Annotated in this window: 16 protein-coding genes; 4 read left to right on the top strand and 12 right to left on the bottom strand. The window is 67.1% G+C overall.

Annotated elements, in window-relative coordinates:
* The first annotated feature begins 15 nt into the window (after nucleotides 1–15).
* Entirely contained in the window at nucleotides 16–897 is an 882-nt protein-coding gene (locus KBY65_RS02320) for an SPFH domain-containing protein (RefSeq protein WP_255000387.1), read from the top strand.
* 3 nt (nucleotides 898–900) lie between these two features.
* On the opposite strand, the gene trmD is transcribed toward KBY65_RS02320, so the two are convergent.
* Genes trmD through era form a run of 5 tightly spaced genes read right to left on the bottom strand, consistent with a single transcriptional unit; the run spans nucleotide 901 to nucleotide 3,865 of the window.
* The gene (gene trmD / locus KBY65_RS02315) at nucleotides 901–1,599 is read right to left on the bottom strand and encodes a tRNA (guanosine(37)-N1)-methyltransferase TrmD (RefSeq protein WP_255000385.1); all 699 of its coding nucleotides are present in this window, start codon (nucleotides 1,597–1,599) and stop codon (nucleotides 901–903) included.
* Entirely contained in the window at nucleotides 1,599–2,108 is a 510-nt protein-coding gene (locus KBY65_RS02310; protein WP_255000383.1) for a phycobiliprotein lyase, read from the bottom strand. Before KBY65_RS02310 ends, trmD begins: the two co-directional genes overlap by 1 nt.
* 26 nt (nucleotides 2,109–2,134) lie before the next feature.
* Nucleotides 2,135–2,533, bottom strand: a complete 399-nt coding sequence (locus KBY65_RS02305; protein ID WP_255000381.1) for a type II toxin-antitoxin system VapC family toxin — start codon at nucleotides 2,531–2,533, stop codon at nucleotides 2,135–2,137.
* A 29-nt stretch (nucleotides 2,534–2,562) separates the two neighbouring features.
* Entirely contained in the window at nucleotides 2,563–2,790 is a 228-nt protein-coding gene (locus KBY65_RS02300) for a type II toxin-antitoxin system Phd/YefM family antitoxin (protein WP_094560209.1), read from the bottom strand.
* Between the two features lie 40 nt (nucleotides 2,791–2,830).
* Nucleotides 2,831–3,865, bottom strand: coding sequence for a GTPase Era (gene era, locus KBY65_RS02295; protein WP_255000379.1), 1,035 nt, complete (start codon nucleotides 3,863–3,865; stop codon nucleotides 2,831–2,833).
* Nucleotides 3,866–3,937: 72 nt separating this feature from the next.
* Between era and KBY65_RS02290 the strand changes: the two genes are divergently transcribed.
* Nucleotides 3,938–4,471, top strand: a complete 534-nt coding sequence (locus KBY65_RS02290; protein ID WP_255000377.1) for a hypothetical protein — start codon at nucleotides 3,938–3,940, stop codon at nucleotides 4,469–4,471.
* Nucleotides 4,472–4,482: 11 nt separating this feature from the next.
* On the top strand, nucleotides 4,483–6,054 hold the full coding sequence (locus KBY65_RS02285) for an alpha/beta hydrolase family protein (RefSeq protein WP_255000376.1): 1,572 nt from the start codon (nucleotides 4,483–4,485) through the stop codon (nucleotides 6,052–6,054).
* A gap of 45 nt (nucleotides 6,055–6,099) precedes the next feature.
* Here KBY65_RS02285 and KBY65_RS02280 read toward each other — a convergent pair whose 3' ends face one another.
* The 6 genes from KBY65_RS02280 to KBY65_RS02255 all read right to left on the bottom strand — a co-directional run bounded on the left by KBY65_RS02280 (nucleotide 6,100) and on the right by KBY65_RS02255 (nucleotide 12,467).
* Nucleotides 6,100–6,837, bottom strand: a complete 738-nt coding sequence (locus KBY65_RS02280) for a Bax inhibitor-1 family protein (RefSeq protein ID WP_255000375.1) — start codon at nucleotides 6,835–6,837, stop codon at nucleotides 6,100–6,102.
* A gap of 123 nt (nucleotides 6,838–6,960) precedes the next feature.
* Complete coding sequence (locus KBY65_RS02275; RefSeq protein ID WP_255000374.1) at nucleotides 6,961–7,467, bottom strand: FUSC family protein; 507 nt, start codon at nucleotides 7,465–7,467, stop codon at nucleotides 6,961–6,963.
* Complete coding sequence (locus KBY65_RS02270) at nucleotides 7,464–8,495, bottom strand: PhoH family protein (RefSeq protein WP_094560215.1); 1,032 nt, start codon at nucleotides 8,493–8,495, stop codon at nucleotides 7,464–7,466. The genes KBY65_RS02275 and KBY65_RS02270 overlap by 4 nt, the downstream gene beginning before the upstream one ends.
* Before the next feature lie 11 nt (nucleotides 8,496–8,506).
* Nucleotides 8,507–8,953 carry a 30S ribosomal protein S16 gene (rpsP, locus tag KBY65_RS02265; RefSeq protein ID WP_094560216.1) on the bottom strand — a complete coding sequence of 149 codons (447 nt, stop codon included), beginning with the start codon at nucleotides 8,951–8,953 and terminating at the stop codon, nucleotides 8,507–8,509.
* A 49-nt stretch (nucleotides 8,954–9,002) separates the two neighbouring features.
* Nucleotides 9,003–10,451: a signal recognition particle protein gene (ffh, locus tag KBY65_RS02260; protein ID WP_255000373.1), complete on the bottom strand. Its 1,449-nt coding sequence runs from the start codon at nucleotides 10,449–10,451 to the stop codon at nucleotides 9,003–9,005.
* 105 nt (nucleotides 10,452–10,556) lie between these two features.
* Complete coding sequence (locus KBY65_RS02255) at nucleotides 10,557–12,467, bottom strand: ARC6/PARC6 family protein (RefSeq protein WP_255000372.1); 1,911 nt, start codon at nucleotides 12,465–12,467, stop codon at nucleotides 10,557–10,559.
* A gap of 95 nt (nucleotides 12,468–12,562) precedes the next feature.
* Here KBY65_RS02255 and pdhA point away from each other — a divergent pair, with 95 nt between their 5' ends.
* Nucleotides 12,563–13,693: a pyruvate dehydrogenase (acetyl-transferring) E1 component subunit alpha gene (gene pdhA / locus KBY65_RS02250; protein ID WP_094560219.1), complete on the top strand. Its 1,131-nt coding sequence runs from the start codon at nucleotides 12,563–12,565 to the stop codon at nucleotides 13,691–13,693.
* Between the two features lie 12 nt (nucleotides 13,694–13,705).
* On the opposite strand, the gene KBY65_RS02245 is transcribed toward pdhA, so the two are convergent.
* Complete coding sequence (locus tag KBY65_RS02245) at nucleotides 13,706–14,620, bottom strand: histone deacetylase (protein WP_094560250.1); 915 nt, start codon at nucleotides 14,618–14,620, stop codon at nucleotides 13,706–13,708.
* Nucleotides 14,621–14,624 lie beyond the last annotated feature (4 nt).

The following is a 14,624-nucleotide window of genomic DNA, read 5'->3' as shown; positions in this document are numbered from 1 at the left end:
GCTCGGAGCCCGGCCGTGGAAGCGCTGTTGTCTTTGCCCGCCCTGGCCTTGATGGCCCTGCTGGGGGTGAGCAGCGTCAAGGTCACCAGCGGCGGCCAGTCGCGGCTGGTGGAGCGGCTGGGCAAGTACGACCGCCAGCTGCAGCCGGGGCTCTCCTTCGTGTTGCCGGGGGTGGAGAAGGTGGTGAGCCACGAATCCCTGAAGGAGCGGGTGCTCGACATCCCGCCCCAGCAGTGCATCACCCGCGACAACGTCGGCATCGAGGTGGATGCGGTGGTGTATTGGCAGCTGCTCGAGCACGCCCGCGCCTACTACGGCGTCGACAACCTCCAGGCGGCGATGGTGAACCTGGTGCTCACCCAGATCCGCGCCGAGATGGGCAAGCTCGACCTGGATCAAACCTTCACCACCCGTCAGGAGGTGAATGAGGCGCTGCTGCGGGAGCTGGATCAGGCCACCGATCCCTGGGGGGTGAAGGTGACTCGCGTCGAGCTGCGCGACATCCAGCCGTCACGCGGCGTGCAGCAGGCGATGGAGCAGCAGATGACCGCCGAGCGGGAGAAGCGGGCGGCGATTTTGCGCTCCGAAGGCGAGCGCGACTCCCAGGTGAATGCGGCCCGGGGCCGGGCCGAAGCCCTGGTGCTGGATGCCGAAGCCCAGGCCAAGCAGCAGACCCTGCTGGCCCAGGCCCGAGCCGATGCGGCCACGCGCCTGGCCGAGGCGATGCAGGCCAACCCCCAGGCGTCAGAAGCGATCCGGCTGTTGCTGGCCCGCGACTGGATGGCGATGGGCGAGCAGATGGCCCAGGCCCCCGGCGGCAGCGTGCTGATGGTGGACCCCCAGAGCCCGGCGGCCCTGCTCACCGCCCTGCGGAATCTGCAGCAGGGTCAGGGCTGAGGCCTATTGCTGCTGTTGTTGCTCCTGCCAGCGGGCATACAGATCGGGCCGGCGCGTGCGGGTGCGCTGTTGCTGCTGCTCAGCGCGCCAGCGGGCGATGGCGCCATGGTCGCCGCTGCGCAGCACTGCCGGCACCTCCATGCCCCTGAACTCGGCAGGCCTGGTGTAGTGGGGGTGCTCCAGCAGCAGGGCGCTGTGGCTCTCGTCGTCGAGGCAGGCCTCGGTGCCCACGGTGCCGGGCAGCAGCCGCACCACCCCGTTGATGATCACCGCCGCCGGTAGCTCGCCGCCGGTGAGCACGAAATCGCCGATCGACACCTCTTCGTCGGCCAGGCTGCGAATGCGCTCGTCGAAGCCCTCGTAGTGGCCGCAGATCAGCACCAGCTGGTCGAAGCTCGTGGCCCAGCGGCGCAGATCGGCCTGCTCCAGCGGCTGGCCCTGGGGCGACATCAGCAGCACCCGCCGCCGCGGCAGCACAGGGATCGCCTCCACCGCGGCAAACACCGGCTCGGGCTTGAGCACCATGCCGGCGCCGCCGCCGTAGGGGTCGTCGTCGACTTTTTTGTACTTGTCGGTGGCGAAGTCGCGCGGGTTGTGGGTGTGCAGCGCGGCGATGCCCGCAGCAAAGGCCCGGCCGATCACCCCCAGGCTCAGCAGGGGTGCAAAGGCCTCCGGGGCCAGGCTCACCACGTCGAGACGCATCAGCTGGCGGGCTCGGCGGGCCGGCTCACCCGCCGGATCTCGGAGCTGAAGCAGGCGCGGCCTGGGCTGCCATCGGCGCGGCTCTCCACGGTGGAGCGCAGGCGCAGGTTGGGCTTGGTAAACCAGATGCGCTCGCGCACCTCCGCGTCGCCGCTGCTGAGGCTGAGCTCCAGGCTGCCGTCGGGCCAGAGCTGCCAGCGGCCCTGTTGGTCGCCGTTGCGGAAACTGCCATCGGCACTGAACTGCAGCTCTTGGGCGGTGCCGTCCTTCGGCCCCACCTGCAGGCCGCCGGGAGCGTCTGCGGTTTCGGGCTCCAGATAGGCAACCAGCAGCTCGCCGCGTTCGCTGCTGTGCCACTCGTCGCCGTTCTCCCCCTCCAGGCCGGCATCGAGGGCAAAGCGGCTGCGCAGCCCCATCCACTCGCCGGCGCAGCAGCGCAGGAAGGCGCCGATCTCCTGGGGGGGAAAGGGGGCAGCGTTGGTGCGTGACTCGGTGCTGGGCTCGCTCATGGCCTCGATTCTCTCAGCCGCCTGATCTACGCGTCGCCAATCCAGATCACCTGCTGGCCGTAGCCGCGGAGGATTCGATCAGCCGTTAGCAGGGTGAGGCCGTGATGGATGGCCTGGGCCACCAGCAGCCGATCGAAGGGGTCGCGATGGATCAAGGGCAGATGCTGTACCGCCACACAGTGTTCAGGCGCGATTCCCAGTTCCTGAAGACCCTGCTGCTTCAGCCCATCACGCAACTGAGTGGCGTCTACGAGGAATCCGGGTTTGCCGAGAGAGGTTTTGATCGCCACTTCCCAAAGGCTCACAACGCTGTATAGCAACGGCAAGCGGCGATCACTGAGGTTCCCACGCAACGTTGCCGGTAGGCGCTCCGGGGCGATGGCCATCCAGAGCAGAAGCTGGGTGTCGAGCAGTTGCGGGCTCAAATTCGGTTGGCTTGAGCTGGCTGTTTCCATCAGCCGAACATCGACTCGATGTCCTCCTGGAAGTCGGCTTTGAGGTCGCAGTTCAGAACAGCAGACCCCTGCAGAAAGCCGAGCTCGCGCTGGCGAGGAGTCTCATCCACCGGCACCAGACGCACCAGCGCCTTGCCGGCTCGGGCGATCACCACCTCCTCGCCATCGAGTGCCTGCTCCACATACCGGGAGAGATGGGTCTTGGCGTCGTGGAGGTTGACCTGCATCAACACAGCTTAGCCGGTAAAGCGGCTAAGCAGCCTCGACCTAGTCCCCTCGGTAGCCCAGCTCAGCCAGGCGGGCGGCGCTGCGGCGCCAGTTGGGCACCACCTTCACGAACAGCTCCAGATACACCGGCCCGCTGAACACCTTTTCCATCTGCAGCCGCGCCCCCTGGCCGATGGTTTTGAGCATGCTCCCCCCCTTGCCGATCAGGATGCCCTTCTGGCTGGAGCGCTCCACCAGCACCGTGGCCAGCACGGCGGTGCGGGGGCCGTCGTCGACCACCCGATCAATACTCACCGCCACCGAGTGGGGCACCTCCTCGCGGGTGTGGCTGAGCACCTGCTCACGGATCAGCTCGGCCATCAGCAGCTGCTCGGGCTGGTCGCTCACCGCATCGGCCGGGTAGAGCTGGGGCCCCGGCGGCAGCTCGGCGCTCAGCGCCGTCACCAGGGCTTCGGTGCCCTCGCCGTTCAGGGCGCTCACGGGGTGCAGGGGCCAGTCGCCCACCAGGTCGCGGTAGCTGGCGGCCAGCTCGTCGGCCCGGGCCGGATCCACCAGGTCGGCTTTGTTGAGGGCCACATGCACTGGGGCCCGGGAGTGCTGCAGCAGCTCCACGATGAAGCCATCGCCACGGCCCGCCGGCTCGCTGCCATCCACCAGCAGCAGCACCACATCCACTTCGCCGATGGCGCCCCGGGCGCTCTGCACCAGCCGCTCCCCCAGCAGGTGGTGTGGCTTGTGGATGCCCGGGGTGTCGAGCAGCACCAGCTGGGCCGCCGGGGTGGTGAGGATCGCCCGCAACCGGTTGCGGGTGGTTTGGGCCACCGGCGAGGTGATCGCCACCTTCTGGCCCACCAACTGGTTGAGCAGGGTGGATTTGCCCACGTTGGGCCGGCCGATTAGGGCCACGAAGCCGGAGCGGTAGTCGGCGTTCCGTCCTGGTGCCGATCCGGCCCCACCGGCTCCCAGTAGCCGCGCCGACTCCTGCGGATCGGGGATCGGCAGGATCTGGCCTTCCAGGATCTCACCGTCGTTGATCGCGTCGTCGTTGGAGGGGGGCGGGGGCGTGGTTGTCATGGGTTAACAGTGCCAGCCCATCGGACCCGGGGGAGTTTCCATAGGCTCGGAGGGCAGAGCACCGCTGGCTCCATGTCTGAGACACCCGACACCCTTCGCGAACCCACCTTCCAGCAGGCCATGGAGATCACGGCCCAGTGGCTGGCGCTCTGGGAAAACGGGGAGCTCAGTGACGAGGTGCTGGGCGATCGGGTGGCCGAGTTGGTGGCCAGCCGCGATGGCGCCCGGGGCTTCTTCGTGGTGAGCCTGGCCGGTGATGGCCCGCTGATGGATCGTTTGCCGGAGCCGCTGCTGCTGCAGCTGCGGCTGGCTGGCGCGGGGGTGGTGGATCTGACGGCCCGCAACCTGGCCATGAGCACGGCGATGGTGTTGCACCATCAGCGTGCTGGCGATGGGGTGCAGCAGGGGGCGTCGGAGCGGGTGCAGGCCCGCTGCACCGACTTGCTGCGCGGCTTGGAGCCCCAAGCCGTCAAGCAGCGGCTCGAAACCTTGTTGGCGGCCACGGCAGGGGAAGGGGAGGATGTGGCATTTCTGGACCGCTGGGGCTACGACACCGACCAGAGGGCAGCCATTGCTGCGGCGATCGACGCGGTGGCTGAGGGGTAACGCAGGCCAAAATGGCCGAGCCAGCAGCTGCCCTGTTCATGGTGATGCGCTCCAGGGTTTTCGCTTTGGCGGCGGCGGCGTTGCTGGCGCCAACCTCCGCCCGGGCGATTGAAACCATCAAGCTGCGCTTGCCGCTGCTGGAGACCGATTTCGTGATCCGGGTTTCGGAGTTGCGCAGCCCCCAGGCCCTGATGGCAGGGGACAGCGATCTGGCCGAACTCGACCGGGCGACCGGCGGAGCGATCGGTCAGAAGCTCAAGGCGGTGATGCAATCCAACCTGCCCCTGGAGCTGGGGGCCGTGGTGCGCAATGCCCAGGGCTCGCCGCTGCTGGAGCAGGTGCTGTTGTTGGTGGGGGCCCTGGGCGACATCGACGGCCTGCCCGAGCCCCTCCAGCCAGCCCAGTTTGAGGCGGCCATGCAGCGGGCCGCCGCCCAGGGAAGCATCAGCCTGCTGGATGTGCTGGAGCAGTTGCCCGGCGACAGCGTCACGGTGCAGCTGGGGCGCCTGGGCTCATCGGTGCAGCGATTCCGGGCCCAGCGCCGTCAGGCCGACCAGCTCGTGGCCTCCCTCCCGGCCGTGACCAGCCAGGGGCCCTGGCTAGAGGCCGGGCGGTTCTCCACCGCGCGGCGGGAGCTCACCATTGCGGTGAAGCACCGCCCGGAGCCCCTGGCTGTGGTGGTTCTGGAGTCGAGCGCATCAGTACCCGCATCCGCTCCTGCCAGCGACCGGTTGGTGGTCATCTCCCATGGCCTGTGGGACGACCCCAGCAACTTCGAGGGTTGGGCCAGCCACCTGGCCAGCCACGGCTACACGGTGGTGTTGCCCCGCCATCCCGGCAGCGACCAGAGCCAGCAGCGGGCGATGCTGGCCGGCAAGGCGCCGCCGCCGAGCCCGCTGGAGCTGGCCTTGCGGCCCAAGGATGTGTCGGCGGTGATCGATGCGGCGGCAGACGGCCGGCTTGGCTTGCGCCGGCCGGTGAACACCCAGGCGGTGCTGGTCGCCGGCCATTCCTGGGGAGCCACCACGGCGCTGCAACTGGCTGGAGCCCGCCCCACCCCCAGCCGGCTCAAGGAGCTGTGCGATGAGGTGGGACATCCCTCCCGCAATCTCAGCTGGGTGTTGCAGTGCAACTTTGTGGGATCCGCCGAGAGCGCCGCCCTGGTGGATTCCCGCGTGCTCGCCGCCGTGGCTGTGAGTCCGCCGATGCTCCTGTTGTTTGACGTCGAGTCGGTCCAGACGATGCCCGCCAAGGTGTTGGTGGTGAGCGGCAACAGCGATTGGGTGGTGCCTTCTGGCCCGGAGGCGATTGAGCCCATGGGTCGGGCCACCCGCTCAGCTGGCAGCGGCCACCGCCTGGTGTTGGCTGAACGGGCGGACCATTTCAATCTCCGCTCCCCCCAGGGCGATGGCGGTGGGGCCCTGCGTGGCTTGCTGTTGGCCTGGTTCAATGCCGCTGCCCAGGCTGGCCCGGGAGTGACTCCCCAATTGCCCGCTGGTGGTTGGGGCAGCAGCCGCCATCCGCTGCGGGATGTCACCACCACCCTGCCCCAGCTCGCCGTGCCGGCGGTCGTCCAGCCATAAAAAAGCGCCCCACTGGGGCGCTGCAGAAAGCTCTGGGACGCGAGCTCAGTCGCGGCGGCCGCCGCCCTGGAGGGCAATGATCAAGCGCAGGATGAAGATAAACAGGTTGATGTAGGTGAGATACATCCCCAAGGCGCCTGCCAGATATTGGTCGTCGCTGTAGGTGCGTGGCATCGTGTAGAAGTCAACAAATGCTGCCCCTACGAACAGCACCGTGCCGAAGCCGGCAATCAGCAGTTCGAAGGTGCCGCCACTGAACACGCCTGGGGCAAAGATGCCACCGACGATCTGCACGACCATGGCGATCAGCAGGCCGACGATGCCCAGACCCACTACGCCGCTCAGCGCTTGGCCGATGTTGTCGCTCATGCGGCGACCCACCACTGAGGCCACCACAAAAGTGATGCCCGTAGCCAGGGTGGCTGTGCCGATGGCGCCGACACCAGCAGCACTCACCGCGTAGGAAACGATGCCGCTGAGGGTGAAGCCGGTTAAAAGGCTGTAGGCCGACAGCAGCGGCAGGGCAGTGTTGTTGTTGCCCTTCAGGGCCACATTCTGGGCCACGAAGAACAGGATGAAGTTGCCGATCAGGGCCACCCAGAACAGGGGCATGAACAGGGCTGGGCTGCTGGCCATCAGGGCCAAACCTCCCATCACTCCACCGGCGGTGAGCACCATGCCGCCGCCCACATAGGGCAGGGCCTTGTTGACCACATTGGGGCCAACTAGGGCACTCGATTGGGCCTCACGGATGGCCTGTTGAAAATTGCTGCTGGCCGGCATGGCACACCAGTGGTATCGAAGTTTCTATATCCTGCCAGCGACATGCAGGCAACGGGAGGCCCTGCTGGCGCTCGTCGGTGCGGATCTCCCTATCGGGACGGGCTCAGGTTTGGCGCTTTGGCTTCAGAACTTGTCACCAGCCTGGTTGTTTGAGCTGGGCCATAGCTCCGCCGCGAGCACTGCAACGCCGATGCCGATGCATGATTCAGCCAAGCGCAGCAGGGCATTTAGCCCCGGACTCAGCTTCGGATCCAGGCTGCCGGTGACCATCACAACGACCACGGTGATAGCTGCCAGGCGGCCATGGCTCGGCACATTGATCGCTGCGCAGAGCGCAACGGTGGCGAAAATTGCCACGGCCATGCCCAAAGGGTGAAAGGGAAGCAGCGTCAGGTAGATGGCACTGGTGCCGGCGCCTATGGCTGAACCCAAAATTCGCAGCGAGGCTGAGTTGGTTGCCTCCCTGCGGGTGGCCTGGGTTACCACGATCGCGGAGATCGCCGACCAAAGCCCGCCGATCTTGGGTAGGTAGCCCGGGAACAGATTCGTGAACCAGTAGCCGAGCAAATAAGCCACCAAAGCCGCTACGGCGATCTCGGCGGGGATGCGCAGACGCTCTGCTTTGTTCATGGCTCAGGCTCACTGCACTGACCATCGAATCGCCTTTTAACGGCAGGCGCCAGCTTGGTGGCATCGCGATCGGCATAGGCCTCCACCAGCCGCTGCACTAGCGGGTGGCGCACCACGTCAGCCGCGGTGAGCTCGCAGATCGCCACCCCCTCCACCCCCTGCAGCACCTGGGCAGCTTCCTGCAGGCCGCTTTTTACCCCATAGGGCAGGTCCACCTGGGTGGGATCGCCAGTCACCACCATGCGGGAGTGTTCCCCCAGCCGGGTCAGCACCATCCGCATCTGGGTGGTGGTGGTGTTTTGGGCTTCGTCGAGGATCACAAAGGCGTCGGCCAGGGTGCGGCCGCGCATGTAAGCCAGTGGCGCCACTTCAATCACCCCTTTTTCCAGCAGGGCACCGGTGCGCTCGGCGCCAAGCAGGGCGTGCAGGGCGTCGTAGAGGGGGCGCAGGTAGGGATCAACTTTCTGCTGCAGATCGCCCGGTAAAAAACCGAGCCGCTCGCCCGCCTCCACCGCCGGGCGAGTGAGCACCAACCGCTCGACTTTGCGCTCGGTGAGCATGCGCACCGCCTGAACTGCGGCCAGAAAGGTTTTGCCCGTGCCAGCCGGGCCGAGGGCAATGGTGAGGTCGTGGCGCTCCATAGCTTCCACGTAGGCCAGCTGGCGCAGGGTGCGCGGGCGCAGCAGCTTGCCACTCTGGCTGCGGGCCAGCACCTGGCTGCCCAGTTGTTGATGCTCCGTGCTCCTGCCGGTGTCGAGGGCCTGCAGGGCTACCCGCACATCCACCTGGGTGATGGCTTGGCCTTCCTGCCACAGGGGGCGAAGCAATTCCACCAATGCGGCAGCTCTCTCCATCTGGCTGGGAGGTGCCTGAATGACCAAATCCAGCCCCCGCAGCACTAGCGAAGCTCCGGTGAGGGCTTCGAGATGGCGCAGGGTGGATGATTCAGCGTCACCTGCCAGGGCTAGAGCCGCGGCAGGATTGGGCAGGGGAATGGCAAAGCTTGTGGGCCCCTTTGGCTCCGCCATGGGCCGAACGCTCAAGCTTCGGCGGTAGCGGCGGCTTCCGTAGTTGCTTCTTCGGCACTGGCGGCTTCGGCACTCGCGGCTTCAGCAGCGGCCTTGGCTTCGGCGGCAGCAGCAGCTTCAGCAGCTTTTGCTTCAGCAGCTTCCTTGACAGCCTGCTTGGCGGCAGCTTCGCGGGCATCAGCCTGCTTTTGCTTGCCAACGACCTCGGCAGGGCGCACGGTCTTCTCGATCAGACCACCCTTCTCCAGCAAGGAGCGCACCGTGTCGGTGGGTTGGGCCCCTTGGCCCAGGCGAGTGCGGATCGCCTCGGTGTCGAGACGGGTCTCTTTAGTACGGGGGTTGTAGAAGCCCAGCTCCTCGAGCGGACGACCGTCGCGACGGGAGGTGCTGTTGGTGGCCACGAGGCGGAAACTCGCTTCCCGCTTCTTTCCAAACCGCTTCAGGCGGAGCTTGATCATCGTGGCCTTGCGCTAGGTGTCCAAAGAAGCAATGTACCCGGTCGGGTGCTCATAGCTCCCCGAAGCCCTTGCGTTTCTTGGCCGGCCTGGCGGGCCGCCGCCCCCCACCCCCAGCGCCACCCATGGGACCGGGCATGGTTGGTATTCCTGGCATCCCTGGCATCCCGGGCATGCCGCCCATTCCCGGCATGCCGCCGCCTTTGGTCATCTGCTGCATGAAGCCGCGCATCTTCTGGAAGTCGGCCAGCACCTTGTCGACATCGGCCGGCGCGTGACCACTGCCTGCGGCGATGCGGCGGCGGCGGGAGGGCTGGGAGGCCAGCAGTTCCGGCTGCTGCCGTTCGGCCTCGGTCATTGAGCCGATCATCGCCTCGATCCGCTTGAGCTGCTGCTCGCCTTGCTTGAGCATGCCGTCGTCGATCTTGTTCATGCCCGGGATCAGCTTCATCAGGCCGCCCAGGGAGCCCATGCGCTTGATCAGGCGCATCTGCTGCAGGAAGTCGGAGAAGTCGAAGCTGGCTTCCTGCAGCTTCTGCTGCATCTTGGCCACATCGGCCAGCTCCACCTCCTTGGTGGCCTTCTCCACCAGGGTGAGCACGTCGCCCATGCCGAGGATGCGGCTGGCCATCCGCTCGGGGTGGAAGGGCTGCAGCGCCTCCACTTTCTCGCCGGTGCCGATGAACTTGATCGGCGCTCCGCTCACCTTGCGGATCGAGAGGGCCGCACCACCGCGGGAGTCGCCGTCGAGCTTGGTGAGCACGGCACCGGTGATGCCCACCTGCTCGTGGAAGGAGCGGGTGAGCTCGGCCGCTTCCTGGCCGATCATCGAATCCACCACCAGCAGCACCTCGTCGGGCTGCACGGCCTCCCGGATCCGCACCATCTCCTCCATCATCGCGGTGTCGATCTGGAGGCGGCCGGCGGTGTCCACCAGCACCGTGTCGAAGCCTTCGGCCTTGGCTTTGGCGATGCCGGCGGCGGCGATGGCTTCCGGCTTGGCGTCGATGCCGAGGCTGAACACCTCCACGCCGATCTGGTTGCCGAGGGTTTTGAGTTGCTCAATGGCGGCTGGGCGGTACACATCCGCTCCCACCAGCAGCGCTTTGCGACCCTGCTCCTTGAGGTGCAGGCCGAGCTTGGCGGTGGCGGTGGTCTTGCCGGCGCCCTGCAGGCCGGCCATCAGCACCACCGTCGGGGCCCCGGCCACGCCGCCGGCAGCCAGGGGCGCGTTCTCGCCGCCCATGGTCTCGACCAGCTGTTCATGCACCAGCTGGATGAATTTCTGATCCGGGCTCACGCCCCGCACCACTTCGGCGCCAACCGTCTTGCGGCGCACCTCGTCAACGAAGTCCTGCACCACCGGCAGGCTCACATCCGCCTCCAGCAGGGCCCGGCGCACCTGCTTGAGCGCCCCCTGCACGTTCGTTTCGGTGATTGAGGCCTGGCCCCTCAGGCTCTTGACCGCATCTTCAAATCGCTGGGACAGCTCGTCAAACATCGCGTTGCCGCTCGGGGACCAGGGGCGGGGCGTGGCCCCAGGAGTGAAGCGATCGTAAAAACCGGCCCGGCGGGCACGGGGGCGGTGTTCCGGGAGGTTGGTGATTCAGGGGGCTTTTTGGAAGCTCACCAGCCGCCAGATGCCACCATCGCGGCCGAACACATAGCGGTTGCGCAGCGCGAGCTTGGTGGGCTCGCCTTGTGGGTCTCCCTTGGCGTTGAGCCGCTGGTCGGCATAGCGCAGGTTCACCGTGGCGGCGATCCGGTTGGCGCTCTGTTCATCGATCACCACGGAGGTGATCGCGGTGCTGATGGTTTGGGTTTCGCCGCGTGCCTGATCGGCTGCGCGCTCAGCTTCAAGGCGAGACAGTTGAGTCGGACGGGCCAGCATCTCCAAGGGAATGCGGCTGTTCTTGCCAGCCAGGATGGAGGCCTTGGCATCGAGCCAGGCTTCCAGCAGCGCCTGAACCTGCTCTTCGCTGGGGGTCTCGGCGCGCAACGGCACAGTGGCGGGTGGAACCGGGGTCGGTGTGGGCTGCACGGGGATCGGGGTGCGGCCCGGGCCGGGGGCTGGGGGCCGTGGGCGCATCACCGAGGCGAGGGCCACCAGCACCACGCCGGCCCCAACGGCCGCTGCCGTGGCCGTGCGGCGCGAGGGTCGCTCCAGCTGCGGCCAGCGCCAGTTGAAGCGCATGGTCTCCAGCCAGGCTGCCGGGTTCCAGCCGTCACCATCAACGTCCCCGTCGTCGTTGTTGACCGGGGTCAACGGCTGGGTGGTGGTGTCCGCTGGGCTGCCGGCATCGACGGCCACGCCCCAGGGGAGGGTGCTGTCGGTGACGGCCGGAGCGGGCGGACGGTCGTGCTGCTCCACGTAGGTCTGCACATCGCGATCGGCGAAGTAGGCCTCCAGATCAGGATCGGCCTCAAGGTCGCGGTAGCCGGGCAACACATCGCGGGCCAGCCAGTCGCGGCAATAGGCACAGAGCTGGGCCAGGGGATCCGGGCTCTGCTGGTCGGCCCAGCGCTTCAAGTCCGGCGTGGCGCCCTGTTCAAAGGCGGCGCGGGCTTGCTTTACCTGGCCCAGCAGCAGGTGCTGGCAGGCCAGCAGCGGTTGCACACCCTCCTGGCCGCTGGCCTCGAGCCGTTGCCGGGCGGCGGCAATGCGTTCGGGTTTGCGTTGGGCAAAGCCGGAGGCGGTGAGGGCGGTGCTGGTCAGAAAATCGGCTGCGGCGGAGGTTGGCGCCCAGCGGCTGAACAGGTCCACCTGCTCCTGCACCGTCAGGAAGGCGCGGATCTGCTTGAAGAAGGCCTGGAACTCCTCGGGGCCCATGCTGGGATCCCCGAAGCCTTCGAGTCCGCCGCGACGGGCCACCAGCGCCTCGAGCAGGGCCAGTCCCTCGGCCCGCTCCGTCTGGGCCGTGAGGTTGCGGCTGAGCAGGTCGAGTACGCGGTAGGGCCGGAGGTTGTCGAGCTCGTCGCTCAGTTGCTGACGGATCGCCGGCAGTTGGCCCATCCGTTGCAGCAGCTGCTGGCCCCGCTGAAGGGTCTGGGCGGCGGCCTCATAGTGCCGTTGCTGATGCAGATCGGCGGCTGCGGCCAGGCAGGCCAGGCCCGCTAGCAGGGTGAGGTCGGCCTCACGGGTGCTGCCCAGCGCCGGTGCCTGGGGCGGCTGCAGGGCGCGGCAGGCGATTTCGAAACAATCAAAGGCCTGACCTGCCTCCAGCATCAGCAGCAGGCCTCCCACGTCCTTGCTGGTGGGCACATCCAGCGCCGGCATTACAGACTGCTCGCTGCCCGCCAGGGCGGTGAGGTCGGATTCGTAGGCCTGGCGCCGGCTCGCGTCGCTGAGCAGGTCGGCGCTGGCCCGCAGCAACTCTTCGCGGGCCAGCAGGGTGTCCTGGGTGAAGCCCTGGTCTGGGGCGCGGTCGATGCGTTGCTGCAGGGTGTGGAGCAACGCCTGCAGGTCGGTGGTCGGGCTAACTCCGAGCAACCGGAAGTGATCGATCGGCAGTTCCAATCCAGACCCGTCACTGACGGCTGACTCTAGGCAGGGTCAGCAGTTTTGCCAGAGATTGCCGGTCCCATTGAGATCGGACCTCGTAGAGTTGATTCATGACGCAGGCAGACATGGGCCCTGACATCACGGCTGTTTCTGGAACGGCTGCTACCGGAGCACCGTCCTGTTCCGCCGACGCCACCAGCCTGGTTGGTGCTCATGCCGAGCGTCTGGAGAACCTTTACCCCTCCACCCCGGCCACGGTGACGCGGGAGGAGGGCTTGATGCTCTACCGCGACATGACCCTGGGGCGGCGCTTCGAAGACAAGTGCGCCGAGATGTATTACCGGGGCAAGATGTTTGGCTTCGTGCACCTCTACAACGGCCAGGAGGCCGTGAGCACGGGCGTGATCAAGGCGATGAAGATGCAGCACGACTGGTTCTGCAGCACCTACCGCGATCACGTCCATGCCCTCAGCTGCGGCGTGCCGGCCCGCGAGGTGATGAGCGAGTTGTTCGGCAAGGAAACCGGCTGCAGCAAGGGTCGCGGCGGCTCGATGCACCTGTTCTCCAAGGAGCACCATCTGCTGGGCGGTTACGCCTTCATCGGGGAAGGCATCCCTGTGGCCCTCGGCGCCGCCTTCACCAGCCGCTACAAGCGCGACGCCCTGGGAGATGCCAGCAGTGATGCGGTCACGGCGGCCTTCTTCGGCGATGGCACCTGCAACATCGGCCAGTTTTACGAGTGCCTCAACATGGCGGCCCTCTGGAAGCTGCCGATCCTGTTTGTGGTGGAGAACAACAAGTGGGCCATCGGCATGGACCACAACCGCGCCACCAGTGATCCGGAGATCTGGCGCAAGGCAGCTGCCTTCGGCATGGCCGGCGAAGAGGTGGATGGCATGGATGTGCTGGCGGTGCGCGGTGCTGCCCAGCGCGCCATTGAGCGGGCCCGGGCCGGTGAAGGCCCCACCGTGCTCGAGTGCCTCACCTACCGCTTCCGCGGCCACTCCCTGGCCGACCCCGACGAGCTGCGGGCCGAGGCGGAGAAGGAGTTCTGGGCGAAACGCGACCCGATCAAGGCCCTGGCCGCTCGCCTGATCGAGCAGGGCCTTGCCTCCGGCGAGGAGCTCAAGGCGATCGAAAAGGAGATCGACGCCGAGGTGGCCGATTGCGTGGAATTCGCCCTCGCCGCCCCCGAGCCCAAACCCGAGGAGCTCACCCGCTACATCTGGGCGGAAGATTGAGCGGAAGGCCGATCAGATCCCGTGCAGACGGGCCTGCTCAGCGGCGGCCCTGAACACCAGGCTGTGGCGCTTCACCAACGGCTCCAAGGCGTCGTAACCGCCACCGATCACCGTGGCAACCGGGATACCGCGCCGTAGGCAGGCATCGAGCACCAGTCGGTCGCGGTTGATCAGGCCATCGCTACTGAGGCAGAGACGTCCCAGGCGATCGTCGCGGTGGGGATCCACTCCGGCGTTGTAGAGCACCAGTTGGGGGAGCTGCTGATCGAGCAGCTCGGGGATCAGATCTCCAATGGCGTGCAGGTAGTCGACATCCTCGAGGCCATCGGCGAGCGGCAGGTCGACGTTGCTGCGCTGTTTGCGCAGCGGGAAGTTGCTGGCGCAGTGGGCCGAAAAGGTGAACACCCGCGGCTCATCAGCAAAGATCGCCGCCGTGGCATCCCCCTGATGCACGTCCAGGTCGATCACCATCAGCCGCTGCACCGCCCCCTCTGCCAGCAACACCTGGGCCGCCACGGCACAGTCGTTGAAGATGCAGAAGCCGCTGCCGTGATCCGGGAAGGCGTGATGGGTGCCGCCGGCGAGGTGGCAGGCCACCCCATGGCGCAAGGCCAGACGGGCGGTGAGCACCGTGCCGCCAACGGCCAGCCAGGTGCGCCGCACCAGCGGCAGGGTTGCGGGTAGACCGATGCGCCGCTGATCGGCGGCCGTGAGCGCGTTGCGGGCAAAGGCCTGGTGATAGGTGCGTTCATGCACCAGTTCCAGCCAGCGGCGCGGCGCGGGCAAGGGGGTGTGCAGTTGCTCAGGGCTGGCGAGCCCCTGCTGGTGCAGCAGCTGGTGCAGCAGCCGAAACTTCGCCATCGGGAAGCGATGGCTGCTGGGCAGCGGGGCCGAGTAGGCCGGGTGGTAGATCAGCGGCGGCCCCAGAGCC

This window comes from Cyanobium sp. Alchichica 3B3-8F6, assembly GCF_024346435.1.
Taxonomy (GTDB): domain Bacteria; phylum Cyanobacteriota; class Cyanobacteriia; order PCC-6307; family Cyanobiaceae; genus Cyanobium_A.
The sequence above is the reverse complement of the archived record's forward strand: the minus strand, read 5'-3'. Positions and strand labels throughout refer to the sequence as shown.